The following is a 25,462-nucleotide window of genomic DNA, read 5'->3' as shown; positions in this document are numbered from 1 at the left end:
TTGCAAACAGAATATGTGCAAAAAGATGGAGGTGCTTTATGTCTACAATCAATGTAAACGGTGTAGAGATTGAACTAGATGAGGACGGCTTCATGGTTGATCCCGATCAGTGGAATGAGGAAATTGCAGTGGTTCTTGCTAAAGCTGAGGAAGTTGAAGAGCTAACTGAAAAACATTGGGAGCTTATCAGATATTTAAGAAACTATTATGCAGAATTCGGTATTGCCCCAATGGTTAGAAAGCTTACAAAAGAAACAGGTCTAAAGCTAAATCAGGTTTATGAACTTTTCCCAACTGGACCAGCTAAAGGTGCATGTAAGGTTGCAGGATTACCAAAACCAACAGGTTGTGTATAGAGTGAAGCTTGCCAATTTATTGGCTTAGTTGAACTAAACAGGAACTTACTCTCCGTTGCAGCAGGTAGACTACGGACGGTTAGTACGTGATAAAATAAGAAGAATTATTTAAACAGTACCGGGGGTTGTAAATCTGGTACTGTTTTATTATAGTAATAGCTATGGTAAACTATCATTAACTGTATAAACTATATATAAAATCACAACCAGTTAACTAAAGGTGGAATACTGCATGACAGAAAAATATCTTATACCTCGAATAGTAATAGCTGCTCCCCATGGACGTTCTGGCAAAACTACCATTACCCTTGGTCTGTTAAGGGCATATACAAAAAAGGGTATAAAGGTCCAATCCTTTAAGAAAGGTCCAGACTATATAGATCCAAGCTGGCATACAAAGGTAACTGGTACCCTTTGCCGCAACCTGGATTGTTACATGATGGATGATGAAACCCTAAAAAAATCCTTTATTAAAGGTACGCAAAAATCAACTCTTAGTATAATAGAGGGTGCCATGGGTCTACATGATGGATTTGACCTGGATGGAACAGGTAGTACTGCACAGGTTGCCAAAATAATTAAAGCGCCTGTTATCTTTGTTGTTGACACTCGAAGAATGACAAGAAGTGTTGCCCCTCTAGTCATGGGTTTCCAGCAGTTTGACAAGGATGTGGAAATTGCCGGTGTAATTTTAAATCAGGTTGCAAGGAGCAGACATGAAAAAATCCTAAGGGGATCAATTGAGAAATACTGTGGAATACCTGTAATTGGTGCCATTCCAAAGGATAGTAATATGACTATACCTGATAGGCATTTAGGCCTTATCCCTGCCCATGAAGATGAGAAACATCATCAGTCCATTGAATATATTGCCAATTCAATTCAACAAAATGTTGATCTGGATTTATTAATGAGAATAGCAAAAAACGCTAAACCTCTCGAGGTTTTAATTCCAGTAAACAATAATAACCTTTCAGATAAAAATATAAAAATTGGAGTTATCAGGGATAGAGCCTTCTCATTTTATTACCCTGAAAACCTAGAGGCATTAGAAGAATTTGGTGCAGAGCTAATATATATAGATTCACTAAATGATACTAACCTTCCAGATATAGATGGGCTATATATTGGGGGTGGGTTTCCAGAGGTGTTTGCTGAGGAACTTGAAAATAATGCTACCCTTAGAAAGCAGATTAAAGATAAAGCAGAAAGAGGCTTGCCCATTTATGCAGAATGTGGCGGTTTAATGTACCTTGGCCAGAAAATCATTACTGATAGAAACCATTATGATATGGTTGGTATATTCCCCTTTGTTGTTAGAATGGAGGATAAACCACAAGGTCATGGTTACACACGTTTAATTGTAAACAACCCAAATCCATTTTTTAAAGATTTAGGCCTAATTATTAGGGGACATGAATTCCATAACTCAAGAATACTAAATTTGGATTCTTCTGCTGCTTCCTTTGCCTTTAGAGTGGAGAGAGGCTCTGGTATAGATGGTTTAGCAGATGGAATTACTTACAAAAATGTATTAGCAACATACAATCATATCCATTCCTTATCCAGTCCCCAATGGGCACAAGGCTTTCTTGAGTTAGTTAAAGGTGTTAAGGTAAATGGCTAAAAGACTATACTTTATTGACTTTAAGAAATGTTTAAACTGCAGTATTTGCTTACCCAGGGAGAGTTGTGAATATAAATGCATAGTTCAAGAAGCTGTAGGTGACGCTCTATTCATTGATAATTCCTGTAGAGGCTGCGGCAAATGCTTACTCCTTTGCAGTCAGAATGCAATTAAACACCTGGAAATATAAAATAAAAAATAACCAGCACATGATGCTGGTTATAGCTTTGCTTCAAGAATACTTGTTAATTCATTGCTTTTTAACAATTTAATAAGTGTTTCAGTAGCCTGTGTTAGAAAATGATGCTTGTTATAAACAAGATAGAAATTCCTATTAAAGGTACAGTTTTCAATCCTGGTCATACCTAGATTGTTAAATTTCAAATCCTTTTTTATTGCCCATTTGGAGATAATTGAAACACCCAAGCCCACCTCTACTGCTTCTTTAATAGCCTGTGTGCTTCCAAGCTCCATGGCTATTTGTAAGTCTTCATAGTCAACACTGCATTCCATAAGCTTTTCTTCCATGATCTGTCTCGTTCCTGAACCAGCCTCTCTTAAGACAAAAGGCTGTGACAAAAGACTATCCATAGAAATAAAATCTTTTTTTGCCCATGGGTGGTCAAAGGGAACTATGACAACGAGTTCATCATCCATGAATTTTTCTAGGATGAGATCTGAGTGTTTAATTGGCCCTTCAACTAGGCCAATGTCTAGGGTGTTAGCTAACAAATGTCTTGTGATTTCTTCAGTATTTGCAATATTTATAGTAATATTTACCTCGGGATGATCCTTAACGAAATATCCTGCAATTTTTGGCAGCACATACTCTCCAATGGTTAAACTAGCACCAATCTTAATTTTGCCTTTAACAAGACCCGTTAGCTCGGCAATTTCCTTTTGTGCTTGATCATAAAGCTCTATGATTTGGGTAGCAAACTTGTAGAAAGTTTTGCCTGCTTGTGTTAAAACAACCCTTTTGTTGTTTCTGTCAAAGAGTCGGGCTCCCAGGTTTTCCTCTAAAGATTGGATCTGGAGACTTATTGCTGGCTGGCTAATGTGTAATGACTTAGCTGCCTGGGAAAAACTCCTTTTGTCTGCCACTGCCTTAAAAACCGCGAGATGAGGATCCATAGCCTTCACCTACTTTCATTTCAAAAATGTGAATATGTTATACATAAGTTTACTTTATTTTATTAGAAATTGCAATAACAGTGCTAAAAACACTAATACAAGCTGGTTGGTCATTTCTTATGTTTCAGCTTCCTTTAATTCAATAATCGTTAACAATAGTATTCCCAGTGGGATAAGATAGTACCAAATTTAATCATTTCTAATGATTTTTCTCATATTAAGAGGAAAAAGTCAGATTATGACGAAATCCTAAATATGGATAAGAGATAGGTGAAGGCGGTGAGAAACTATGACAGAATGTGAGGCGAATATGGAAATTAAAAGCGGAACAATCTCAATTGGAAATGGAAAGGTTTATGTAACAGACCCAATAAATAGTACTCAAGAGGCCTGCATAATTCCAGGAAAAAATGTTTCTGTTATGGTGGACAATAGCATTATAGAGGAAGCCACCTTTGTTAACAGTAAACAAAGGATAGTAATAATCCCCAACAAAGTCGAACCTGTCAGAGAACTTGAACTAACTGTATCATCTGATAAAATGACAGCCAATTTGCTGGTTAATTATAAGCCTGGGGAAGAGTACTATGTTCAAGATACACCTCAAAGCAATAGAATAATTGTAAACTGTCTTCATTCAAAACCAATTGAAAAACCTTTTACAGCTCAGGAAATATTAGAGTATCTAAACGGCCAGATGATAGTTTATGGTATTGATAGAGAAATGGTAGAAATGGCTATTGCAAAACCAGGGAAGGAACATACAGTAGCCAGGGGAAAACCATATGTTCCTGGTAAAAATGGTTGGGTTGAGGAGCTTATTCCAATTGAAGACAATTCTGATGCACCAAATGAGGGAGAAGGTATAATTAGGGATCGGATAATAAGAATAGTCAAGGAAAACCAGAGAATTGCCCGGCTGCACTTATCCAAAGAAGGCGAAAGTGGAGTAAATGTTAACGGAATAGAGGTCCCGCCTCCAAAGCCAAAGGAGGCCAGGTTAATAGCAGGCCCAGGAACCAAATATGAAAATTCAGGAACCATTCTTGCTGCAGCCGTTGAGGGCCGACTTGAGAAAAACAACAGCAAGTATTCTGTACTGCCCGTCTATGCAGTTGAGGGAGATGCAGATGCTAAAGAAGGATATATTAAATTTAAGGGCGATGTTTTAATCCGAGGCAATGTAATGGACGGTATGAAGGTTCAGGCTAAGGGTAAAATAGAAATTTTTGGCTTTGCAGCCAACTCCACCTTAATTGCAGGGAGAGAAATTATTGTTCATAACAATTTAGTAGGGTGTGTAGTAAAAGCAGGTGGAAATGAGTTGGTATTCCAAAAGGCCAAAGATGACTTAAATCTTATGGAAGACAACCTGAAAAAGTTTATAAAGGCAGCCAAGAGCCTGAAGCTCTCAATACAAAAAAACAAACAAAACACTACTGATGGTGCTATACTAAAGATTTTGCTTGAGCAGAAATTTTCAGGACTATATAACATGATGGCAGGGGTGTTGAAGACCCTTGCTGAGCTTGAAAAACTCATGGTGGCCGAAAAAATGGACAAATCAGGTCTTGAAAAAGTAATTAATCATGTAAAAACATGGCAGGGAAAAATAAGCGGCATGGGACCATTACAGGTTAAAAATTTAAATGAATTTGATTATTCTTTGGCTATTACCTTTACAGACATTAAAAAATTCATAGGGGAAATGGGTGAGGCTAGTTCCCATAAGGCACATGTAAAATGCCCTTATATACAAAACTGTGATATTCAAACTACTGGTGATGTGCTAGTGAAAGGAAAAGGGTGTTATAATACAAAAATTTTTGCTAAAGGCAATGTGGAAATCACAGGAAGCCCAGGTGTTTTTAAGGGAGGGTCCATTACTGCCAAGGGGTGGGTTAAAGCTGTAGAAATAGGAAGCAATGCTGAGATCCCGACCTTCATACAGGTGGATAAGGACAGCTTTATAAAGTCATCCATTGTCCATCCTGGTACAATTTTAAAATGCGGCTCAAGAATAGAGAAGGTCTCTGAACAGCAAAGCTCCCTTTATTTTGAGTCTTGAGAAAAACACCAAAAAATGACTGTCAAATCCTCTCGAATATAATGGTATAATTGTGCATGTAGAATTAATGGGGGAGGACATCAATGAGAAAACAGTATATGCTATTCACCATATTAACTATAATTCTAATTTTTGTTTTTAGTTCTAGTGCAATGGCTCAGCCAAACATTGCTGGTGAAGCAGCTATCCTAATGGATGCAGAAACTGGTGAAGTGTTGTGGGCAAAGAATGAAAGGGATCAGAGATCGCCTGCTAGTATTACAAAGCTTGTGACTGCTCTGGTAGCAATTGAAAAGGGCAACCTTCAGGATGAGGTCACCGTCAGTCAGGAGGCTGTGAGTACAAGGGGCAGTATTGTTTGGCTGCGTGCAGGTGAAACCCAAACCCTTGAGAATCTCTTATATGCAATCATGCTTAACTCGGGGAATGATGCTGCAATAGCTATTGCCGAACATATAGGAGGTACTGTAGAAGGTTTTGCAGAAATGATGAACCAAAAGGCAAGAGATTTAGGAGCATACTCTACCAATTTTGTTAATCCAAATGGACTGCCTGCCCAGGGCCACTATTCAACAGCGTATGATATAGCATTAATTATGAAAGCAGCTCTTGAAGACCCTGTATTAAAGGAAATAATAGGTACCAGAACTAGAGACTGGAATGGTATGGACTGGCAAAGCCAACTTGTCAACCTAAATCAGTTGCTCTGGCAGTATGAGGGCTCTCTGGGCGGAAAGACAGGTTATACTAGTGAGGCTGGAAGATGCCTTGTTACTGCTGCCAACAGAAATGGAATGGATTTAATAAGTGTTGTACTGGGAAGCAATTCCCAGAGAATCTGGAGTGATTCTACCAGATTACTTGATTATGGATACGACAATTTTCATAAGTTGAAGCTGGTGGATCAGGGGGATGAGATACTTCAAATTGATATGGCTGGAAAATCAGTGCCAGTTTTATCTGAACAGGTTGTGGAGTATTTAACAAATAAGAATTCAGATGTTACTCCAACCTGGAAGATAAAAATGCATAATTTAGACTTGCCACTAGAAAAGGGTGAGGTAATTGGAAGCCTGGAATTTGTACTAAATGATGAGATAATAGAAAGTGTTAGTTTGATTGCAGGCACAAATGTGAAAAAACCAATTACCTGGGTTGACATATATGTTAAAGCAACTCTAGTATTTTTTGGACTAGTGGTCCTTATTTTGCTCCTAAAAGCAATTAACATGCTTAGAAAGAGAAGAACTCTTTATATGAATAGAGTAGGCAAGCCCAAATATGGAAGCTCACGTATGTATTAGTCAAAAACCTGCATCTTACAAGGTGCAGTTTTTTTTATCCATATTAACCTGCAGCATAAGACAAAATATTTATTTTTTATCTTTACTTAGAGGAATTATGGCATTTTTATTGAAATTAACTAATTATACAAATAAAAGGTAATATTTAAGATCTCATATATTAAAAAACATTTACGAAGAAACATGATAGAAGGAGGAACGTTAATGAATGCAAACCAGAATGTCCGAAGAGAGGAAGAGCAGTTAGTTGTTTTTAACCTGTCAGGCGAAACCTATGGTGTGGATATTTCTGCAGTAAGAGAAATAATTCGTGTACAGGCCATTACCGAAGTTCCTAGAACGCCAGATTTTGTAGAAGGTGTTATTAATCTTAGAGGCAAGGTCATCCCTGTTATTGATCTTCATAAAAGATTTGACCTGCCATTCGTTGAAGAAACCTCCCATACTAGAATTATGGTAGTGGAGGTGGATAATGTTACAGTTGGGATGATAGTTGATGCAGTATCTGAAGTGCTGCGTATTCCAAAAGATAGTATTGATCCACCACCACCAGTAATTTCTGGTGTTGACTCAGCATACCTGCGAGGTGTTGGGAAATTAGAAGATAGGTTGATAATTTTACTTGACCTAAATCAGGTTTTACATAAAAAAGAAAAAAAGCATCTTGAAGATGTAGCTTTGGCTCAGGACGCATAGGGAGGTAAAACAATGACCTCTGATTTTGACATGTCCCAATACCTTAATATTTTTCTAGATGAAGCAGATGAGCAAATTCAGCTCATGGACGAAAACATCCTGCTTTTAGAAAAGAATAGAGATGATTTAGATATTTTAAACTTAATTTTTAGAGCAGCTCATACAATAAAGGGTTCCTCTGCCTCCATGGGCTTTGATAAAATGGCAGAGGTAACCCACTCTCTGGAAAATGTTCTTGACTTACTGCGTCAGGATAGACTTGAGGTTACAACGGAAATCATAGATCTGCTCCTAGAAGGCCTGGATATGATGAAAGAGTTAAAGGGAGATATTATTAGCGGCAAGGATTCAGAATTGGATGTTTCTGTGTTAATTGAAAAACTAAAAACAGTAATGGAGGGTAAAAGGATAGCTAAGGAAGTAAAAGAAGAAACAGCAGCTGCACAAACTGCAGTTTCCGATAACACCTCAACTGTATCTTTCAATAAATGGCAGACAGAAGGTGCTATTAAATTTGATGAAATAGAAGAAAATCTCATAAGAACTGCTGAAATAAAGGGTTTTAAGGTGTGGCAGGTATTTGTTGCCCTGGTTCCAGATTGCCTAATGAAGGCTGCCAGAGCTTATATAGTCTATAATAACTTAAAAGATCTAGGGGAGATTATTAAAACCCATCCAGCTACTGAGGATATTGAGGCAGAAAACTTTGACTTGGAATTCCAAATGGTTATTGTAACCAGGGAGGATAAAGATAGAATAGAAAACATTGTTAAAACCGTTAGTGAAATCGATAGGGTAAAGGTTAAAGAAGTGGAATTGAGCCATGAGTTAGATGCAAGGGATGAAGAACCTATTAAAATTGAAAAGGAAAACTCTAAAGCCCCAACTCTATTTGCTGAAAAGAAGGGTGAGGTAAAGCAGGAAGCTATTAAGACCAACCAAACAGTTAGGGTGGATGTTCAAAGACTTGAAAACCTTATGAATCTTGTTGGAGAATTGGTAATTGATAGAATTAGACTGGCTGATGTTGAGGAAAGTCTGCGAGCTAAATATGGTACAGAAGATTTATTAGAAATATTAGAAGAAATATCATTACATATAGGTAGAATATCTGGCGATCTTCAGGAGGAGATCATGAAAGCCCGAATGTTTCCCATTGAGCAGGTATTTAACCGTTTCCCAAGAATGGTTAGAGATCTTGCGCAAAAGGCAGAAAAGGAAATTGAGTTTATAGTTGAGGGCAGGGAAACTGAGCTTGACAGGACTGTAATTGAGGAAATTGGAGATCCTCTTATTCATCTTTTAAGAAATGCCATTGACCATGGAATAGAGCCACCAGAGGTCCGAAAAAGAGCTAACAAGCCCACAAAGGGTACTGTTAAATTAAAGGCATTTCACCAGGAAAATCAAATAATCATAACAGTTGAAGATGATGGTAAGGGAATAGACACTGATAAGCTTATTAAGAAGGCTTTGTCTAAAGGTTTGATTACTGAAGAAAAAGCAGGGCGTCTTACTCAGAAGGAAGCCTTAAACCTTATATTCATCCCAGGTTTTTCCACAGCAGAAAGTGTTAGCAGCGTTTCAGGCAGGGGAGTTGGTATGGATATAGTAAGAAACCATATTGAAAGAATAAATGGCATGGTGGAGATTAGTACTAACCCAGGCAAAGGTACAAAATTCACAATTAGACTCCCCTTGACCTTGGCAATCAATAGGTCCCTGCTGGTTAAGCTAGGTAACCAGGTCTATGCTTTTCCCCTTGCAAATGTGGTGGAGATTGTAGATATACCTTTAAGTGAAGTAAGAACTGTTGCAAAACAGGAGGTTGCCGTTGTTAGGGGTGATGTTCTTCCCCTTTATACACTACAAGGCCTATTAGATTTAAAAATTGAAAAACTGGATAATGAAAAGTATTCCGTTGTAGTTGTAGGTCTCTCTGAGAAGCGTATAGGTATTATTGTGGATGATCTCATTGGGGAACAAGAAATAGTAATTAAGACTTTAGGGGATTATATAGGTAAAATACCTGGTCTTGCTGGAGCAACTATAATGGGAGACGGAACAGTTGCCTTAATTCTTGATATAAGAGGAATGATGGACCATACAAGGATGGATGACTAATGACTGATAAACAAATCAATGTACTTATTGTTGATGACTCGGCCTTTATGCGCCGGGTCATTACTACAATGCTAGAAAGTGATTCTTCTCTGAAAGTGGTAAGCTATGCTAGAGATGGGGAAGATGCTCTTGTAAAAATTAAAAGATATAATCCTGACGTGGTAACCATGGATGTTGAGATGCCTGGTTTAGATGGCCTTTCTGCATTAAAGCTCATCATGTGTGAAAACCCTGTACCTGTGGTTATGCTTAGTTCCCTAACAACTGCAGGGGCAAGGCAGACCATTGAGGCACTATCTCTTGGTGCTGTTGATTTTGTTGCAAAACCAGCTAATAGGCAGGAGCTTCCTAAACTTGCCTCTGAGCTAATAAATACTGTTAAGACTGCTGCACAGGTTTCGGTGAAAAAGGTTTGCTCCATTAATGGTTCAATCTTAGCTAAATCATCTGGACCACAACCTGAAAGGCCGAGTCCATCTGTAATGGTGCCAAAGCCTGTATTCTTAAAACCTCCTAAGCTTGGAGCAACTACAACCATAAAGACGACCAGTTCTATTGAACTGGTAGCAGTAGGTACATCTACAGGGGGACCAACTGCACTTCAGGTGTTACTAACCAGGATACCTAAGAGCCTTCCCTGTGGTATTGTTGTAGTGCAACACATGCCAAAGGGATTTACCGGTCCGCTAGCAAAAAGATTAAATGACCTGTGCGAAATAGAGGTCAAAGAGGGTGAGGATGGAGACATGGTACTGCCTGGCAGGGCGATCATTGCACCGGCTGGCCACCAACTGACCTTTACCAGAAGGTCTGGTTATCTGCAAATCAGTCTAAGTGACCATTCCCCTATAAAGACTCTATTCAAACCATCAGTAGATGTAATGATGCTGTCAGCAGTTGAAACCTTGGGTTCAAAGGTTTTAGGTGTAATAATGACTGGCATGGGAAATGACGGCCTTCAGGGTTTAAAAAGCTTAAAGAAGCAAAAGGGTTTAATTCTAGCCCAGAATGAAGAAACCTGTATAGTCTATGGCATGCCTAAGGCAGTGGTAGATGCAGGGATAGCAGACAAGGTCCTGCCCCTTGATGAGTTGGGCAGTGAAATAGTGAGTATAGTTGCCAAGAATAAATACGATATTTAATTAATGCTAGCCTACATTAATTTTTCATAGCGCTAAAAACTTTGAGAGGCAATCCCTCTCTTTTTTGTTGTCTTTCCTGCTTTTTTCTTTAAAAACTAAAGTTTTTTGAAAACCTGCCGATAGTAGTAGTAACATTTCTTTTTTATAAAGATTGGGTGGTGAGCTTATGAAAATAAACAGACCTTCAAATATAACTCCAGGACAATTGTATCAGTCACAACAAAAGCAAGCTAAGGAAAGTAAGGCTGCTAAGGGTACCCAGGGTGACAAAATTGAGATTTCTACTGAAGCTAAAAGGATAAAGGAGCTTGTTAGGAAAACAATTTCTTTGCCAGATATTAGAAATAATGTGGTTGATGGCTTAAAGCAAAAGATTGACAAGGGCGAATACAAAGTAAGCTCTGAAGATATTGTAAAGGGTATGCTTGAAAATATATAGCCTGGGAGGGAAATTATGACAATAGATTTAAACAGCCGTATCCAAGAGATTATAGAATGTCTAAAAGAACAAAACAAATTAATCTTGGAGCTTGTAGAGATTGGTGAAAAACAGATTGAAGCCTTAAAGATAGATGATATACAAAGCATAAATAATATTAATGCCATACAGGAAAAGCTTGGCAGAAGTCTAGCACTCCAGGAAAAGAAGCGTCGGGAGCTAGTTTATGAGATAGGTTCAATCCTTGGTAAAGATGATATTAGGATGTTAGATATTATTTTTATAGTCCCAGGGGAGGATAAAAAAGAACTAAAGAAACTTTCTGATAATATTATGGAAAACCATCAAAAACTGGAGGAAACCCATGAGCTGTCAAGACTGCTTTTAAAACAATCACTAAAGTATGTACAGAAAATCATGGACTGTATAGAGCCACAAGGCCAAAAAACTTATGGATCGTCCGGACAGATTGAACGGTCACAGGTACCTAATTCATTAAATAAAAGCATTTAGGAGGCACAACATGGCTGGAGGAATATTTTTTGGAATTAATATAGGTGTTAAAGCATTAAGAGCCCAACAGACAGCAATATCTGTTACAGGTCACAATATAGCAAACGCCAATACCCCTGGGTATTCACGCCAGGTTGTCAATATGCACACAGGCTTTGCAATCCCAGTACCTTCAAATAACAGGTGGAAGGGTGCCGGTCAGCTTGGTACTGGTGTTGAGATTTCTGAAGTAAAAAGGATTAGAGATCAGTTTATTGACTGGCAGATAAGGGCTGAGTCTGGTGTTCTCAATGAATGGCAAACCAGACATGATACCCTAAGCCAGATAGAAACAGTATTTTTGGAACCATCTGATAGTGGACTTAGCACCTTGATGAGTGCATTTTGGAACAGTTGGCAGGAGCTCAGCAAATTTCCAGAGAGCTCGCCAGTAAGAACCACAGTGAAAGAGACTGGAATTGCTCTAGCAGAAGCCTTTCGTCACAGCTATTCAAGGCTTGAAACAATTGAAGAGGGTTTGGATAGACAAATGGAAATAGCTATAAATGATGCCAACTCTCTCTTGAGGCAGATAGCTAGTCTTAATGAGCAGATCAAATTTATTAAAACAGGTGGGGACAACCCTAATGATTTAATGGACAAAAGAGACATTCTCCTTGATAGACTCTCCGAACTGATGGATATAGAAGTAAAAGATGTAACAGCCTTGGTTGCAGGCAGAATAATTGCCACAGGTGAGGTAACAGTTACAGTTAGAACAACTGATTTAAATGGTGATCCAGCTCTTTTGAATGTAATTGACCCGAGTTTAGCATCAAGACATTTAGAATTTGAAAGAAATGGCTTAGAAGTTACATTAGTGGATAGCGGAAATGACACACATACCCTAGCTGTTAATACTGGAGAAATATATGGAATTCAGCGTGCAGGCAATGATACAAGTCCTGACAGTACCTCGGCAGCATACTACAAAAATAAACTTGATACCTTTGCAGAAGGCATTTCCAGGATACTAAATGAAATACATTCATCTGGCATAAACTTAAAAGACCCCCCAGACAATACTGGAATAGATTTATTCGTTTTTAAGGATGAGAATGGAAATGTTATAGATGTTAGTGATCCAGCAATGGAGGATTACTTATCTGCAAAATACCTTTTCTTAAATCCAGACATAGAAAAGGATGTTGGTCTTATTGCAGCCGGCAAGGTGGAAGGTGGAGACCCCTTTAACCCCGGCAATAGGGAAAATGCTCTGCTCATTGCCCAGTTAAGAAATGCAAGGTTTACATTAGATACTGACGGGAAACTACAAAGTAATGCTTCTGGAGATCTTAAGCTTGAAACCTTCTACCAGAATTTTGTTTCAGAGATCGGAGTAGCCACCAAGGAAGCGGAGAGAATGATCCAAAACCAGACAACACTAGTAAATCAGCTAACTAATAGAAAAGAACAGGTTTCAGGTGTTTCCATAGATGAGGAAACAGCAAATATGATTTCCTATCATAGAGCCTTTCAGGCGGCATCAAGATACATTAGAGTATTAGATGAACTTGCTGCAACAATTGTAAATGGCCTTAAAGCCTAACTTGGAGGTTTAAATATGAGAATAACAAATAAAATGCTTCATACCAACTTTGTGCAAAATCTAGATAGAAACAAGTTTTATTTGGAAAAACTTCATAATAGAATTGCTTCTGGGAAAATGGTTAATCGTCCATCTGATGATCCAGTTGTAGTTTCAAGGGTTATGACCATACGTACAACCCTGGATGAAATGGAACAATTTGACAAGAATATGCGTGATGCAATGAGCTGGCTGGAAATCTCTGAGAATTCATTGGCAAATTTAACTAATGTACTGCAGAGGGCTCGAGAGCTGGCTGTTTATGGAGCAGGTGGAACTTTAACTATCGAGGCAATGGCTGCATTGGCTGATGAGGTTGAACAGCTAATAGAAGAAACTACGCAGATAGCCAATAATACCCACGGAGATGCCTATATTTTTGGAGGTAATTACACAACCAAGCCTCCTTTTGAACTTAAAAAAAATAGCGGCACCCTGGAGATAGAGTATAAGGGTGACTTTGCAGAGATTCAATATGAAGTATCACCTGGGGTGCAGATGACCATAAATGCTTCACAAAATGCTTTTCAGCTATACGAAGAAGGTGGGGAGGTAAAATCTAAAGTCTATGAGACGTTAATTGAATTAGCACAGATGATGAGAAGTGGTGATGCCTCTGGAATTTCAAACCGATTAGGTGAAATGGATGTTAGAATTGACGGTGTTCTTTCTGAAAGAGCCAGCCTGGGTGCCAAAAGCAACAGGATGGAAACAGCACTGCAAAGAAGCTTAAACTCCCAATATGAATTTACTAAAATCCTCAGTGGACTGGAAGATACGGATTATGCCCGTGCCATGATTGACTTTTCAGTACAGGAAGCTGCTTACCATGCAGCCATCAAATCAGGTTCCCAAATACTGCAGCCCACATTATTGGATTTTCTAAAATAATATCCACATGTAATATAAATTTTAAATGAGGTGCTAATATGCTGGTAAAAACCAGGCAGTTTGGTGAAATAAGTATTGATGATAAAGAAATAATAACTTTTCCCGCAGGGATTCTAGCTTTTGAAGAAAATAGGCGCTTTATAATTATTCCAGTAGAAAACAATCCATTCTTTAGCTGGCTTCAATCCATTGACGAACCAAGTTTATCCTTTTTACTAATTGACCCATTTTCAATTCAACTTGGTTTCTATGTTGATATTGACGAAAGCTTAAAGGATGAACTTGAAATAAAAAAACAGGAGGATGTGTTAGTGCATACTATAGTTACTATACCCAAAGAAGGCTTTAAAAAGGCTACTACCAACCTCTTGGCACCAATTATCATAAACCTTGAAAAGAAAAAAGCAAAGCAAATTGTTCTAGATGGGATGCCAAGCTATATAAAATACCCTTTATTTCCACCAAAAGAAAAATTAAAGGCTAGCAGTGGATAATTATGCTGATAATCACAAGGAAGATAAATGAAGGTATTGTAATTGATGGAGATATTAAAATAGTTGTCTTGGGAATAGAAGGGAACAGGGTAAAGTTTGGGATTACAGCTCCCAGGAAAACAGGTGTATTCAGGGAAGAGCTTATAGAAGCAGTTAAGAAGGAAAATCAGTTGGCAGGAAATGCTTCTCAGGCAGACATAGATTTTACTATTTTTAAAAGTTCTAAATAGTAAGGGGTGTGTTGTGTTGAAAATATCTACATTTTCAGATCCAAATATAAGACCTGTAAAAGCCCTAAATCCAACAGTGACCAGTGTCCACAGAAACAAGGATACATCCAATAGTGATATGGTAAACAGAGCCTCCATTGATCAAGGAGGGCAAGGCAATACTGACAGGGAAAATGTTGAGCAGCAGGTCATTAAAGCTATTGAGCTTGCAAATAAGTCCTATGTAAGCAGATATACCAGACTAGAATTTTCAATCCACGAGAAAACCAAGGAAATCATGGTAAAGGTCTTTGATAGGGCAACAGATGAAATAATCAGAGAAATACCTCCTGAAAAGGTATTAGATTTAGTAGCCTATATGTGGGAAGCAGCAGGCATTATTGTTGATGATAAGGCATAAAAGAGGGGAGTGATAGATTATGCGAATTGGTGGACTTGCTTCAGGGATGGATATTGACCAGATGGTGAAGGACCTAATGCGTGCAGAAAGAATGCCCATGGAAAGGCTCTTACAGCAAAAGACCCTTCTTGAGTGGAAGCAGGAGGACTATAGAGCTTTAAATAGAAAGCTATTTAGTTTTCGAGATCAGATGTTTAATTTTAAACTTCAATCTACATTTAATGTCAAAAATGTTACATCATCAAACCCTGGTGCAGTGAATGTAAGTGTTGCAGGTGCAGCAAATGATGGTATCTATACCATGGAAGTGGCCCAACTGGCAAAAGGTGCTTACCAGACTAGTGGGGAAATCAATCCATATAATACAGAAGAAAAGTTTCTCACTCAACAGTTTAACCTCAATTCATCTGAGGATAAAAATCTTATTTCCTTTTCCATAGGTGATGGACAAAGGACAGAGACATTTACCTTTAATGTTAATCAGGCAACTATTCATGATGTTATTAATGAAATAAACAAAAGAAATTTTGGTGTCAGGGCAAATTATGATGCCAACCTTAACCGTGTTTTTCTAATGAGCAGACAAACTGGAGCAGCTCAGAAAATAGAGCTGCAGGATATATTGACAGGGGAAAACCTGGTAAAAGATGGAACAGGTAATCCCTTCGGATTTTTGGCTGGTGCTCTGCTCTTTAACACTAGCGAACCTGCCCAGGGGCAGGATGCAGCCTTTACATTTAATGGAACTCTCTTAGCCCAAGCATCCAATACCTTTACAATTACAGAAATTAACTTCAATCTCCTTGCCGAGGGAGCAGCTACTGTCAGAGTTTCAGGCAATATAGAAGGAGTTTTCAATCAAATTAAAGACTTTGTTGAAAGATTTAATGAAATTATTGAAGATGTAAACAAAAAATTGTCAGAAAGGACCTATAGGGCATTTCCACCACTTAGTGATGAGCAGAAAGAGCAGATGTCTGAGAAGGAAATCCAACTATGGGAAGAAAAAGCTCGTAGTGGTTTATTTAGAAATGACAATATTCTAATAAACTTTGTTTCCAATATTCGCAGGGCCCTGTCAGAGCCTGTGCAGGATTTAACCGGACAAAACAACTCCCTTGCAGCCATTGGTATTTCTACTCGATCTTGGCATGAAGGTGGCAAGCTTTATATAGATGAGACTAAACTTAAGAGAGCTTTGCAGGAGGATCTTGAGGGAGTAAAACAGCTTTTTACAAAAACAAGCACCAATTCAGCGGAAAATGGAATCGGGGATAGAATTTATAGAGTAGTAATTGATGCAACAAGGCAAATAACTGAAAGTGCTGGCAGGGAAACCGGTCTTAGGATGGTGGATGACAGTCAGCTTGGACAAAGGCTTAATAATTTAAACAAACAAATTGATTCATGGCAGAACAGGCTGAAGAATATTGAGGATAGATACTGGAGACAATTTACAACAATGGAAAAGGCTCTAAACCAGATGTATTCTCAGAGCATGTGGATGAACCAGCAATTTATGAGGAATTGGCAGTAGCTGCTATGAAAAACAAACTAAATTACCAGCAATACTTAACAAAGAAAAAAGAACTTTACGAGACATTTTTAAGCCTGTCCCAGAAAGAGCAGCACGCCATTGCAGCAAGGAACTATGATTTGCTTCTGCAGCTTTTAACTGAAAAGGATATGGTAATAGCCAAGGTAAACCAAATTGATGATTATCTTGGGACTTTTACCGAGCATGGAAATCAAGACGTGGACAATCTTAAAGCTGATATAATAAATTTACTAAATACGGCAAAAGAAATAGATGAACAAAATAAAAATGTCTTAAAAAAAGAATTAGATGTCATGGCAGAACTCCTGAAACAAACACATTACCTAAAAAAAACCCATTCCTTATACAAAGGTGATGAAATTCCAATTGAAGGCATCTTAATCGACAAGAAAAAATAGCCCTTTTAAGGGGTGATGTTAATGGTAAAGATTCAAGGCGTTGACCCAATCCTTATGGAACGTATTAGAGAAAGAAACCGGACCACAGTTTATGAATCTAATCAACCAAGGCAGGTAGATCGGAAACAGCCAAAAGAAAAGCATGAATCTGGGCAAAAGCAAGGTAAAAACAAGAAAAAATTAGAATTTGCAATTGAAAAATTAAATCAATTTTTAGAAGAATTTGCTGCACCTATTCGTTTTGTAATAGTTTTAAAAAGAGACAATGTGATGGTTCAGGTTTTAGATGTTACTGTGGATAAAGTGTTAAGTGAGGTGTATCCGGAAAAGGTTTATCAATTACTGTATAACATTGATGATCCTAAAGGTTTTGTTGTGGATGATTCAGTCTAATATAGGGAGGAGGGAAACGGTGAATTCACCTGTAAATACATATCTTCAGCAGCAGGTTAGCACAGTATCACAAGAAAAACTAGTATTAATGCTCTATGATGGTGAAATTAAATTTCTTAAAAAAGCTCTAGAATCTATAGCTGCTAAAAACATTCAGGAGGCTCATTATAACATCCTTAGAGCTCAAGACATTTTAATGGGACTAATGTCCGGGCTAAATATGTCAACTGGACAAATTGCTGAGAATTTATTTAATTTATATGAATATATGCACAGCAGACTTGTTGAAGCAAATATCTACAAGGATACTTCTATTATTGAAGAAGTTTTAACTATGATAATTGACTTAAGAAATACCTGGAACCAAATTCTTAAAACAACAAAGGTTGTCAACCAATAAATTTTAAAAAAATCATATTATAGCCTAAATCTATTAATAATTATTCCGATAACTATATTGTAAGGGTTTATATGTATAACCTTGGGGCCCCAATAGGTTAGCATATGGCATATATTGCAGCAGGGACGCTGCAATTCAAAAAAACAAGGAGGTTTATATAATGAGAATTAACAACAACTTAATGGCAATGAACACCCATAGACAGTTGGGAATTACCAACAGCTCTGGCGCAAAAGCAATGGAAAAGTTGTCCTCAGGCTTTAGAATCAACAGAGCTGGAGATGATGCGGCAGGTCTTGCAATCTCTGAAAAGATGAGAGGGCAAATCAGAGGTCTTAACCAAGCTTCAAGAAATGCTCAAGATGGTATTTCTTTAATTCAAACAGCTGAGGGTGCTTTAAATGAGACTCATGCTATTCTTCAAAGGATGAGAGAGCTAGCAGTACAATCAGCAACAGATACCAATACAGCTGATGACCGAACAAAGCTTCAAGCTGAAGTAGATCAGTTGGCTAAAGAGATTACAAGAATTTCTAATACAACTGAGTTTAACACGAAGAACCTTTTAGCTGGTGGTCTTAATAATACTTTCCATATTGGTGCTAACCAAGGTCAAAGTGTAGGCCTGACTATTGGTGCTATGGATGCTAAAACCCTTGGAGTTGCTGGTAATATTGTGAACACAACAGTTACATACGGTTCAGAATTAGGAACAAATTTTTCAGTAACAACCAACTCTGAAGGCTTAAATGGTTACTTTGTAAATATTGCAAAGGTTGCTGCTACACAAGCAGTTGCTGTAACTGGTGGCACAGCTAATACCACTGCAACTGCAGGAGGTTCATATACTGGTTCAAGTGACGTTACGTTAAATATACGAGTTACTGCTTCTGATGGTACAAAGGTCACAGCAGCTGAGTATTCAATTGATGGAGGAAATACTTGGACAAATGCTGGTGCAATGTTAGATAGTTCAGGTGCAAACTCTGTTTTCACATACCAAGGTGCAACAATTACTATGACTTCACATGCAGATGTAAGTACAAGTATACCTGGACTTCAATATAATGCAACACTCACATCTCAGTATTTTAATGTCCAGTTAGGTTCAACAGATACTGGTGGTACTGTGGGAACAGCTGCTAAAATGTATAATAATCAAAGTTCAGTAGTAGTTGGGGATGCTTCAACTGATAGGATAGCAACTGTCTCTTTAGGTGGAGCAACAACCTACGCAACAGCATTTGCAGCTGTTGGGGCAACCGGTACAACTTATACTGCTAATAGTAGCGCGGCTATTGCACAAACCCAGACTGCATCAACTTCAGCAATTATAGCAGCTGACGGTACTGTATCACAAGAAGCTGTTGCACATAAAGGATTAAATATTTCAACTCAAGGCTCTGCAAACCTAGCCATTACTACTATAAATAATGCACTTGAAACCGTTTCCGCAGAGAGATCCAAACTTGGAGCAGCTCAAAACAGATTAGACCATACAATCAAGAACTTAGATACATCTTCAGAAAACCTACAAGCTTCTGAATCAAGAATCAGAGACGTGGACATGGCCAAGGAAATGATGGAATTTACCAAGCAAAACATCCTTCAGCAAGCTGCTACAGCAATGCTTGCTCAAGCCAACCAGGCACCTCAAGCAGTACTTCAATTATTGAGATAATGAATTTAGTATTACAAAGAGGGTCAGGGGAATATTTCCCTGACTCTTTTTCAATTGATTTTTATAGCAGAGATAGGGATGAAGAAAACATTAATGTTATGAAAAATCAAGAAGAGATATTTTTTCTATACATGAGATAAGCATTTATTCACAAAAATGAGAATGATTTTAAAAACTACATCAGATATTTAAACAAATAATTAAATGCTTAAAGATTAATGAAAAATGGAATAGAGATTTAAAAACAAGAGATTGAAAATGTATTGGATGCTATAGAAGGCCAAAGGAAAGTGAAAATGGTGAATTTGAAGATTGGATAAATATTACTTGTTTAAGAAAAAGCCAACTGTTATAATATGGATATGAAGTGCTTGCGGGGTGAGTTAATTGGATAAAGATATGAAGAATATGTTTGATCTTATATTAAACAAATTAGGTACAATTGATGGAAGGCTAGATGCAATAGACCAAAGGCTGGATGCAATGGATCAAAGGCTGGATGCAATGGATCAAAGAATTTTCTCGTTGGAAAGAAGACAGGATGAAATTTTTGAAGTTGTTAAAGCTATTGAGCACAGCAACCAGGTCTTCAAAGCGGAGATGGACAGCGTAAATTTACGCATTTCACATGTAGAGGGGACCTTAAATGCAGTAGGAGAAACCATTAACAAACGGAAGATTGTATAGGTATGTGCGCCTAGTTATTAATACTAGGTTTTTATTTTCTATATTTTACAAAATTGCAGAAAAAAAGAGGAATTTTGCTGAAACTGTTAAATCTATGTATATAGGTTATGCGTACACGAATACATAGAATTGGAGAGTGTGCAAGTGAAAAGATCAACTTCTGGAGCTTCTATATTGATACTGTTGGTTCTCTTGGTCATTGGTTTGTTGTTAGGGGGAATTATTGGGGATATTTTAGGGAAGCTGGGTGTTCCATATATTTATGAAAGCCAGCAGATTCGCTGGAGCCCGTCAGGAGATTTCATGATTATTGTATGGGATATTGACTTGTTAATCAGGGTTAATCTTGCAAGTGTTATTGGCCTGATGCTGGCTTTTTGGATCTATAGGAAATTATAAATTATTGTCCTTCAATTTAATATAAAACACTGTTTAATCTTAAGCTCCTATTATTAGAACAGGAGCTTTTTCGCGTAAAAATATGGAAATATTTTTCCTAATAGGAAGGAATTTGTCGTCAAATATAGAATATATTCAAAATATAGGACCATGGTAGACCATGGTATTGGCATGTGGGACTATACTCTTAAGTTAATAAATATACAATAGGGCAAAGCCACCGAAAGGTGGTGACGCAAAGTCATGGGTCTAAAGCCAGTGGGTATGATTGCCAGACTGCAAAATACAGTTCTTACAGATTAAACTTAGTTTGCCCTATTTGTCTTGGCAGACTAGGTTTTTTATTTTTAACAATTAGTTTTAATAAATACGAATGGGGTGTCAGGGTGAAGGATTTTAATTTTAAAATTATGGTAATATTTATAGTATTTCTTTTGTGTTCTGGAGCAATATTAGCTACAGTATTGCTTCAAGGTAAACTGGCAAGATCAGCAGATGTGGATGAGTATTTTACTGATCCCATTGAGATAGTAACCCATCTAAAGTTTGATGATGTAAATAGAAAACTAATTCATATAAAGGCAGTTATTGTTGTTGAAGCAGGCGGAAGTGAGACATATCAAGTTTTAAGTCAAAATCCAGCAAAAATTAAAGAAATTTGTATAAATTTCTTTAATGACCTTACTGAAAAGCAGGTAAATGAATTGATGAAAGAGAACCTTTTAAAAGACATGCTGCAGATGAAAATCAATAATAGTTTGAATGTGAAAACTACAGGGGTTTATTTTCAGGAAATATTGATTAACTAAAGGGAGGGGTTCTTAGTAAAAGGAGGTATGTGCTAATATGGATGATTTTATAATAAATAATGACTTGCTTGAAGACTTAATAACCTTTTACAATAATGGAGATATCTTGAGTCCCCAGGAAAAAATCGCGTTAGAAAATGAAATTCAAGAAAACGGCATAATCAGCTATATGATATTAAATGGCGAAGGAGAGTATTTCATGGTTGGAGCGGAAAGAAATACTGAGTATATTAGCGTAAAGGATTTAATTCCTGGAATGGTTTTAGCTATGGATATTGTGTCGGCATATGGGACAGAACTCATTTCCAAGGGCAGTGTGTTAACTGATCATTTCATAGATGTGCTGCAGAAGCTAAATTTTGAGGAAGTATTAGTCTATAAAAATCAGGCTTCCAGTAATGAGCTTATAGAGACCGAAACCCTAATACATAGATATGTTGATAATGGGTATGTGGTTGATAAAAATAAAATTAAGAAGCTGATTCAAGAGGTAGGGTCTGGAAACCCCTTAGACGTGAAATATGTAGAGGAAATAACTGGGTCTATAGCTGAACAGGCCAACACCAATTTGCCCCTTGAAATACTTGAAAAAACCATCAGCAAAGATGATTATCTATATGCCCATTCCTTAAATGTTGCCTTGTTAGCCTCATTGCTGGGCAAATGGGTTGGGCTAGATGACAGGTCCGTTTCCCTGTTAGCCAAAACAGGTGTCCTACACGATATAGGAAAATCAAAAATAGATAAGCATCTGTTGGATAAACCGGGTTCATTAACATCACAAGAATACAGTCTGGTTAAAAAGCATAGTCAATACGGATATGAAATATTAAAGAATATAACTGATCTAGAAATAGAAGTTGTTCTTGGGGTATTAATGCATCATGAAAGATACGATGGTACAGGATATCCAATGGGCATAAATGGTGGGAAGATAAGTGTATTTGGAAAAATTGTGGCCATTGCTGATGTTTATTCTGCAATGGTTGCAGACCGCCCTTATGCGAAAAAAGAATGCCCTTTTACAATTTTGAATTATCTTGAAAATGATTGTATAGGACAGTTTGACATAACCTATCTGCGGCCATTTCTTTATAATGTAGCCAGCAGCTATATTGGAAATAACGTTATTCTAAGCAATGGTGAAAAGGCATCTGTAATTCTTGTAAGTAGTACAGAATTTATATCAAGACCCCTTGTTAAAACAGAAAATGTCTTTATTAATCTGGCCAAGGAAAGGAATTTACATATAATCGAGGTTCTCCCCCTGCTGCACAGCTAAGAAGCATATATTAAAAAGAATTGAACCTTTTTAGAAGAAAAAGATAGGTTTTTGTTACAGCAGATTGTATTAGTGGTGAGTATAAGGTGCAGTAATATCTATAATAGACTAAATAAAGGTGCCTCGGGCACCTTTAACTGTGTCAATCCTTGAGGAGTTTTTTATCCAGCTCACCTGCATCATTTAGCTGTCTTAATTCAGTATATCCTCCTATGAACTCCTCACCTATGAAGATCTGTGGAACTGTCAGCATCCCAGTTTGTTCCTTAATTCTAGCAAGCTCATCAGGGTCATTAGTCAAATCGATTTCCTTATAATCCAATCCCTTATTAATACATAGGTTCTTTGCTGCAACACAATAAGGGCAGTTCATGGTGCTGTAAATTGTAATGCTTTGCATAGCTTATCCTCCATATCCTTATATATTAGAAAGGTGTTTTCAATGAATTGTAGCACAAATTGCACCTTTGTTCCAGTAAAACCGCTAAAGTATTGGAATGTTCAGCCGATATATAGGGTGAAGGGGGTGTGCCCAATGAAAATCCAAGCATTCAGTCCGGCTGAGAACTATTTGTTAAAAAAGCAAAGGGACGAAAAAAAGGAAGTAAACAAAAAGCTAGAAAAAGGGGACGGTTACATTCCATCCAACAAAGAAAATATTACTTATGGAAAGCCTGCAAAGTATGATCAGGTGTCTATACAGAGGTTAAAAAATGAAAGTGAAAAGGCTTACGAAACCTTAAGACGGATAGTATCGGAGTTAATACGCGGCCAAGGAAGAGGAGATGGGCAGATAAAGGCTGCTGAAGAAGAAAGCCTAAGAAATGATGCTGCTAGGCTTATTGCTGACGATGGGCCATTAGGGGCAGAGGCTGTGAGCAATCGAATTGTTGAGTTTGCTGTTGCTATTAGCGGAGGGGATAAATCAAAGCTTGATGAATTAAAAGCTGCTATAAAAGAAGGCTTTAGACAAGTGGAGGAACTCTTGGGAGGTTTGCCAGAAGTTTCTCAAAAAACATATGGTTTAATCATGGAAAAGCTTGACAAGTGGGAACAGAATATATAATATGAATTTACGCTTTAATTGTGGGTTGAGGTGGAGTCTTATGCTGCACAATGAGGGGGTCAGCAGTTGTATGCTTAATAATGTTTTACATAAGTATTTACAGAGCTTATATATACAAAATGACCTTTTAAAGCAAATAAACCAGGCTTTAACTAAACAGCAGGAGCTTATACAGAAAGAAAAATGGAATGAGTTGAACCAGTTATTAAAAGAAATTAATGATTATATAGAATTGAGAGAGCAGCTGGGAAAGCAATCTGAAGAAATAAAAGAGAAGATTGTAAAACTGCTGGGAATAGAAAAGTTTGACAAACAGGTTGTTGATAAAATACCCAACAGCAGTCTATTTGGTATTTTAACTGAAATCAATAATTTGCGATTTAATCTGGAAAAAGGCAAACAGATTACCTATGACAATGTAGATCTGCTTAAAACCAAGATAGATGGCAACAAGGATAGGGTTGATAAAATACACGAGTCATTATAAAAGGAAGTGGCTGAATAAGCTGCTTTTATTTTTTTACAAAAAGTGGGAGGACTTAGCAGGAAAATTAGACTTAATATAGAATATTGTCTTATTATAGCAAAATATATGGGCAAAACCATTGAAAAATGGTGACGCAAAGCCATGGGTCTAAGGCTTCTTGATAGCTAGGACTGCCAGGTTGCAATTGGTTATTAAACCTAAGCTGCCTGCTGGAGTCATGGCTGATTAGGTTTATTATTTTTGTAGAACAGTTGTCAGTAATTAGCATTTTTTAAATGCCGATTTTTTACAAAAAACATGTCAAATTTTGCAGGATATTTGGTTATTCTGTTGAATCTATCTTATTGGGTATAAATGGTTTTTAGTGTTTAGATTAACACTTTGCAGTTTGCTAACTGCTTTATAGGAGGCCTTTATGAATGTGTTAAGAAGTGATGTTATGATTGCCTTGCAAAAAGCCCTGGATGGTTCTTCAGTCAGGCAGAGTGCCATAGCTAACAATATTGCCAATGTTAACACACCAGGTTATAAGAGGAAAGAGGTTAGCTTTGAAAATGAGTTAAGGGTTGCATTAAAAAAGTCTGGTAGTGTTGGTTTGACAAGGACCCATCCTGAACATATTCATAAATATCCTGCCCTTTTAGAAATTAAACCAAGAGTTCTTCAAAATGATTCCCAAAGCATGAGACCTGATAATAATAATGTTGACTTGGATCAGGAAATGACCAAAATGGCCGCAAATTCAATATATTATAATAGCCTTATATCCCAGTTGAATAAAAGAATAGGCATACTGAAGCATACAATTTCTGAAGGGAGAAGGTAAGCATGAAATTGTTTAATACCTTAAACACAAGTGCAAGTGGACTTACAGCCGAAAGACTCAGATTAGATGTTGTAGCCAACAATATTGCAAATGCAAGTACCACTAGAACTTCTGATGGTGGGCCATATCAAAAAAGAGCAGTAGTTTTTAAAGAAAAGTTAGTTAGAGAAATGACTAATAATGGCAGGAAATTTATAAATAAGGGTGTAGAAGCTGCGGCAATTGTTAGAGATCAGTCTCCGCCGCGAATGGTCTATAATCCCAGTCACCCAGATGCAAATGAAAAGGGATTTGTTGCAATGCCCAATGTTGATTTAGCAGTAGAGATGGCTGATATGATAACAGCAACTAGAGCATATGAGGCCAATGTTACGGTTTTAAATGCTACTAAAACTATGGCTTTAAAGGCCTTGGAAATAGGAAGGGGCTAA

At 37.4% G+C, this 25,462-nt stretch carries 30 protein-coding genes and 2 riboswitches; of the genes, 28 read left to right on the top strand and 2 right to left on the bottom strand.

What is annotated here, in order from left to right:
* Window positions 1-38 precede the first annotated feature (38 nt).
* The 3 genes from K364_RS0107565 to K364_RS0107555 all read left to right on the top strand — a co-directional run bounded on the left by K364_RS0107565 (window position 39) and on the right by K364_RS0107555 (window position 2,173).
* Window positions 39-356 carry a TusE/DsrC/DsvC family sulfur relay protein gene (locus K364_RS0107565; protein ID WP_028307537.1) on the top strand — a complete coding sequence of 106 codons (318 nt, stop codon included), beginning with the start codon at window positions 39-41 and terminating at the stop codon, window positions 354-356.
* A gap of 232 nt (window positions 357-588) precedes the next feature.
* Window positions 589-1,983: a cobyrinic acid a,c-diamide synthase CobB gene (locus K364_RS0107560; protein ID WP_028307536.1), complete on the top strand. Its 1,395-nt coding sequence runs from the start codon at window positions 589-591 to the stop codon at window positions 1,981-1,983.
* Complete coding sequence (locus tag K364_RS0107555) at window positions 1,976-2,173, top strand: hypothetical protein (RefSeq protein WP_028307535.1); 198 nt, start codon at window positions 1,976-1,978, stop codon at window positions 2,171-2,173. Before K364_RS0107560 ends, K364_RS0107555 begins: the two co-directional genes overlap by 8 nt.
* Window positions 2,174-2,202: 29 nt before the next feature.
* On the opposite strand, the gene K364_RS0107550 is transcribed toward K364_RS0107555, so the two are convergent.
* Window positions 2,203-3,117: a selenium metabolism-associated LysR family transcriptional regulator gene (locus tag K364_RS0107550; RefSeq protein ID WP_028307534.1), complete on the bottom strand. Its 915-nt coding sequence runs from the start codon at window positions 3,115-3,117 to the stop codon at window positions 2,203-2,205.
* Between the two features lie 289 nt (window positions 3,118-3,406).
* Here K364_RS0107550 and K364_RS0107545 point away from each other — a divergent pair, with 289 nt between their 5' ends.
* The 21 genes from K364_RS0107545 to K364_RS0107445 all read left to right on the top strand — a co-directional run bounded on the left by K364_RS0107545 (window position 3,407) and on the right by K364_RS0107445 (window position 22,652).
* On the top strand, window positions 3,407-5,185 hold the full coding sequence (locus K364_RS0107545) for a flagellar assembly protein A (protein WP_028307533.1): 1,779 nt from the start codon (window positions 3,407-3,409) through the stop codon (window positions 5,183-5,185).
* Window positions 5,186-5,268: 83 nt separating this feature from the next.
* On the top strand, window positions 5,269-6,489 hold the full coding sequence (locus K364_RS0107540) for a D-alanyl-D-alanine carboxypeptidase family protein (RefSeq protein ID WP_028307532.1): 1,221 nt from the start codon (window positions 5,269-5,271) through the stop codon (window positions 6,487-6,489).
* Between the two features lie 204 nt (window positions 6,490-6,693).
* The gene (locus K364_RS0107535) at window positions 6,694-7,185 is read left to right on the top strand and encodes a chemotaxis protein CheW (RefSeq protein WP_028307531.1); all 492 of its coding nucleotides are present in this window, start codon (window positions 6,694-6,696) and stop codon (window positions 7,183-7,185) included.
* 12 nt (window positions 7,186-7,197) lie between these two features.
* Window positions 7,198-9,309, top strand: a complete 2,112-nt coding sequence (locus K364_RS0107530) for a chemotaxis protein CheA (protein WP_028307530.1) — start codon at window positions 7,198-7,200, stop codon at window positions 9,307-9,309.
* Complete coding sequence (locus K364_RS0107525) at window positions 9,309-10,451, top strand: protein-glutamate methylesterase/protein-glutamine glutaminase (protein ID WP_028307529.1); 1,143 nt, start codon at window positions 9,309-9,311, stop codon at window positions 10,449-10,451. Before K364_RS0107530 ends, K364_RS0107525 begins: the two co-directional genes overlap by 1 nt.
* 166 nt (window positions 10,452-10,617) lie before the next feature.
* Window positions 10,618-10,890 carry a flagellar biosynthesis anti-sigma factor FlgM gene (flgM, locus tag K364_RS0107520; protein ID WP_028307528.1) on the top strand — a complete coding sequence of 91 codons (273 nt, stop codon included), beginning with the start codon at window positions 10,618-10,620 and terminating at the stop codon, window positions 10,888-10,890.
* Window positions 10,891-10,905: 15 nt separating this feature from the next.
* The gene (locus tag K364_RS0107515) at window positions 10,906-11,403 is read left to right on the top strand and encodes a flagellar protein FlgN (RefSeq protein WP_028307527.1); all 498 of its coding nucleotides are present in this window, start codon (window positions 10,906-10,908) and stop codon (window positions 11,401-11,403) included.
* 10 nt (window positions 11,404-11,413) lie between these two features.
* Entirely contained in the window at window positions 11,414-12,991 is a 1,578-nt protein-coding gene (flgK, locus tag K364_RS0107510) for a flagellar hook-associated protein FlgK (protein ID WP_028307526.1), read from the top strand.
* 15 nt (window positions 12,992-13,006) lie between these two features.
* On the top strand, window positions 13,007-13,921 hold the full coding sequence (flgL, locus tag K364_RS0107505; protein WP_028307525.1) for a flagellar hook-associated protein FlgL: 915 nt from the start codon (window positions 13,007-13,009) through the stop codon (window positions 13,919-13,921).
* A gap of 38 nt (window positions 13,922-13,959) precedes the next feature.
* Window positions 13,960-14,415, top strand: coding sequence for a flagellar assembly protein FliW (gene fliW, locus K364_RS0107500; RefSeq protein WP_028307524.1), 456 nt, complete (start codon window positions 13,960-13,962; stop codon window positions 14,413-14,415).
* Between the two features lie 2 nt (window positions 14,416-14,417).
* The gene (gene csrA / locus K364_RS0107495; protein ID WP_028307523.1) at window positions 14,418-14,645 is read left to right on the top strand and encodes a carbon storage regulator CsrA; all 228 of its coding nucleotides are present in this window, start codon (window positions 14,418-14,420) and stop codon (window positions 14,643-14,645) included.
* A 16-nt stretch (window positions 14,646-14,661) separates the two neighbouring features.
* On the top strand, window positions 14,662-15,045 hold the full coding sequence (locus tag K364_RS0107490) for a flagellar protein FlaG (RefSeq protein WP_051533866.1): 384 nt from the start codon (window positions 14,662-14,664) through the stop codon (window positions 15,043-15,045).
* A gap of 19 nt (window positions 15,046-15,064) precedes the next feature.
* Complete coding sequence (gene fliD, locus K364_RS0107485) at window positions 15,065-16,582, top strand: flagellar filament capping protein FliD (protein ID WP_028307521.1); 1,518 nt, start codon at window positions 15,065-15,067, stop codon at window positions 16,580-16,582.
* A 5-nt stretch (window positions 16,583-16,587) separates the two neighbouring features.
* A complete protein-coding gene (gene flgN, locus K364_RS0107480) occupies window positions 16,588-17,001 on the top strand; it encodes a flagellar export chaperone FlgN (RefSeq protein ID WP_156946420.1) in 414 nt (137 codons plus the stop codon).
* 21 nt (window positions 17,002-17,022) lie between these two features.
* Entirely contained in the window at window positions 17,023-17,394 is a 372-nt protein-coding gene (locus K364_RS0107475) for a flagellar protein FlaG (protein ID WP_028307519.1), read from the top strand.
* A 19-nt stretch (window positions 17,395-17,413) separates the two neighbouring features.
* Window positions 17,414-17,794, top strand: coding sequence for a flagellar export chaperone FliS (fliS, locus tag K364_RS0107470; RefSeq protein WP_028307518.1), 381 nt, complete (start codon window positions 17,414-17,416; stop codon window positions 17,792-17,794).
* Between the two features lie 160 nt (window positions 17,795-17,954).
* Window positions 17,955-19,475 (top strand): flagellin N-terminal helical domain-containing protein, encoded by a 1,521-nt coding sequence (locus K364_RS27555; RefSeq protein WP_028307517.1) that lies wholly within the window; start codon window positions 17,955-17,957, stop codon window positions 19,473-19,475.
* A gap of 387 nt (window positions 19,476-19,862) precedes the next feature.
* Window positions 19,863-20,162 (top strand): hypothetical protein, encoded by a 300-nt coding sequence (locus tag K364_RS0107460; RefSeq protein ID WP_028307516.1) that lies wholly within the window; start codon window positions 19,863-19,865, stop codon window positions 20,160-20,162.
* A 144-nt stretch (window positions 20,163-20,306) separates the two neighbouring features.
* Entirely contained in the window at window positions 20,307-20,561 is a 255-nt protein-coding gene (locus K364_RS0107455; RefSeq protein ID WP_051533865.1) for a DUF4321 domain-containing protein, read from the top strand.
* 200 nt (window positions 20,562-20,761) lie between these two features.
* Window positions 20,762-20,845, top strand: a riboswitch (cyclic di-GMP riboswitch).
* A 102-nt stretch (window positions 20,846-20,947) separates the two neighbouring features.
* Window positions 20,948-21,370: a flagellar basal body-associated FliL family protein gene (locus K364_RS26610; RefSeq protein WP_028307514.1), complete on the top strand. Its 423-nt coding sequence runs from the start codon at window positions 20,948-20,950 to the stop codon at window positions 21,368-21,370.
* 37 nt (window positions 21,371-21,407) lie between these two features.
* Window positions 21,408-22,652 (top strand): HD-GYP domain-containing protein, encoded by a 1,245-nt coding sequence (locus K364_RS0107445; protein ID WP_028307513.1) that lies wholly within the window; start codon window positions 21,408-21,410, stop codon window positions 22,650-22,652.
* Window positions 22,653-22,794: 142 nt separating this feature from the next.
* On the opposite strand, the gene K364_RS0107440 is transcribed toward K364_RS0107445, so the two are convergent.
* Window positions 22,795-23,052 carry a glutaredoxin domain-containing protein gene (locus K364_RS0107440; RefSeq protein ID WP_028307512.1) on the bottom strand — a complete coding sequence of 86 codons (258 nt, stop codon included), beginning with the start codon at window positions 23,050-23,052 and terminating at the stop codon, window positions 22,795-22,797.
* Window positions 23,053-23,187: 135 nt separating this feature from the next.
* Here K364_RS0107440 and K364_RS0107435 point away from each other — a divergent pair, with 135 nt between their 5' ends.
* From K364_RS0107435 to flgC, 4 genes are all read left to right on the top strand, one after another.
* Complete coding sequence (locus K364_RS0107435) at window positions 23,188-23,718, top strand: hypothetical protein (protein WP_028307511.1); 531 nt, start codon at window positions 23,188-23,190, stop codon at window positions 23,716-23,718.
* A 70-nt stretch (window positions 23,719-23,788) separates the two neighbouring features.
* The gene (locus tag K364_RS0107430; RefSeq protein WP_156946418.1) at window positions 23,789-24,205 is read left to right on the top strand and encodes a hypothetical protein; all 417 of its coding nucleotides are present in this window, start codon (window positions 23,789-23,791) and stop codon (window positions 24,203-24,205) included.
* Window positions 24,206-24,303: 98 nt separating this feature from the next.
* Window positions 24,304-24,391: riboswitch (cyclic di-GMP riboswitch) on the top strand.
* A 229-nt stretch (window positions 24,392-24,620) separates the two neighbouring features.
* Entirely contained in the window at window positions 24,621-25,031 is a 411-nt protein-coding gene (flgB, locus tag K364_RS0107425) for a flagellar basal body rod protein FlgB (protein ID WP_028307509.1), read from the top strand.
* A gap of 2 nt (window positions 25,032-25,033) precedes the next feature.
* On the top strand, window positions 25,034-25,462 hold the full coding sequence (flgC, locus tag K364_RS0107420) for a flagellar basal body rod protein FlgC (protein WP_028307508.1): 429 nt from the start codon (window positions 25,034-25,036) through the stop codon (window positions 25,460-25,462).

The sequence above is a fragment of the Desulfitibacter alkalitolerans DSM 16504 genome, assembly GCF_000620305.1.
In the GTDB taxonomy this organism is placed as follows: Bacteria; Bacillota; DSM-16504; order Desulfitibacterales; family Desulfitibacteraceae; genus Desulfitibacter; species Desulfitibacter alkalitolerans.
Note: the sequence above shows the minus strand (reverse complement) of the source record. Positions and strands in the feature narration are given on the sequence as shown.